This is a genomic window from Streptomyces sodiiphilus, assembly GCF_039529215.1.
In the GTDB taxonomy this organism is placed as follows: domain Bacteria; phylum Actinomycetota; class Actinomycetes; order Streptomycetales; family Streptomycetaceae; genus Streptomyces; species Streptomyces sodiiphilus.
In genome coordinates this window covers 1-1265 of sequence record NZ_BAAAMJ010000047.1, presented here as the reverse complement: position 1 = coordinate 1265, position 1265 = coordinate 1, and the positions used below count along the sequence as shown (strand labels likewise).

Below are 1265 nucleotides of genomic sequence, written 5' to 3'. Positions count from 1 at the left end.
ACCGGCCACGGCACCAAACACCTCACCACCCTCACCACCCACACCGACACCCACAACAACACCGACACCGACGACGACGCCACCCGAAACGGCGACGGCGACGACGGCGCGAGCGGCGGTGACGGCAGCCGTCACAGTGACAGCGACGCCAACGGCGACGGCAGCGACAGCGGCGGTGAGGACGGCCCGGCCACCGCCACCCTCACCGCCACCGACGGCCACCCCTTCTGGGTCCCCCAACTCAACCAATGGACCAACGCCACCGACCTCCAACCCGGCCAATGGCTCCAAACCAGCGCCGGCACCCACATCCAGATCACCACCGTCCAACACCACACCACCACAACCACCGTCCACAACCTCACCACCACCAACCACCACACCTACTATGTACTGGCAGGCCCCACACCGGTACTCGCCCACAACTGCGGTGGGACCATCGACCCGAAACTTGTGAGGTTCTCCCAGGACACTGTCAGCCCTCGTTTCGGAACCGGAGAGACAATTGAACAGACGGCGGCTGCGTTGCGGTCTGGATACCTCAAAGCTGGCGATCTCCCGACTGTGCGGCTGACCGTCAGGGACGGGCAGGTCTTCTCACTCGACAACAGAAGACTCGTGTCCTTTCAAAAGGCAGGGATTCCGATGCCGTTCCGCATGGCAACTTCTGAAGAAGCTGCCAACGAAGCCTGGAAATTCACGACTAAAAACGAAGGGCGTTCAATCATGATCAACTACTTCAATCCGCTGGAGTGGGCGCCATGAAATGGCCAGACACGACATTGAACGATATCCAAAGCAGGGAGGATCTAGCTCGCTTCCTAGCCGCGCTGGCGGAAAGGATGCGCGACGGAAGTCTTACTGTGGAAAACGCCACGACTGAGTCCTTCGTGGATTCCGCTGGGCGCTGGACTAGGTCAATGGATGGATTCTTTGCGAACGTGATAAAGGAACCTGTTCCAGAAACGCCCGATTGGGCGATGATTGCTGCGATCTTTCGGGCGGCGCTCGTCTACGAATAGATGCCAACTAAGAGGATGTCTCACGTGGCTTGAGCGGCATCGGGCATGATGCTGTCTGTGGTCGGTGATCTCTCTTCTCGTCTGGTTCCTGATGGGCTGTGGGTTCTGGTGGAGCCTCTGCTGCCGGGGTTCACGCCTCGGAAGCAGGGCGGTGGGACGGCTCCGGTGGATGAGCGACAGGCGTTCGCGGCGGTGGTGTACGTACTGACCAGCGGGTGTGCGTGGCGGATGCTGCCCGATACG

The 1265-nt window shown here is 60.8% G+C and carries 3 protein-coding genes; all 3 read left to right on the top strand.

All coding sequences use genetic code 11. The annotated features are described in order from the left end of the window. On the top strand, nt 1-765 hold a 765-nt coding region (locus ABD299_RS19755; RefSeq protein WP_344264314.1), incomplete at its 5' end, for a polymorphic toxin-type HINT domain-containing protein. Beyond that, nucleotides 762-1022: a DUF7660 family protein gene (locus ABD299_RS25180; protein ID WP_425581377.1), complete on the top strand. Its 261-nt coding sequence runs from the start codon at nt 762-764 to the stop codon at nt 1020-1022. The genes ABD299_RS19755 and ABD299_RS25180, both read left to right, overlap by 4 nt. 45 nt (nt 1023-1067) lie before the next feature. Beyond that, on the top strand, nt 1068-1265 hold a 198-nt coding region (locus tag ABD299_RS19750), incomplete at its 3' end, for a transposase (RefSeq protein ID WP_344264312.1).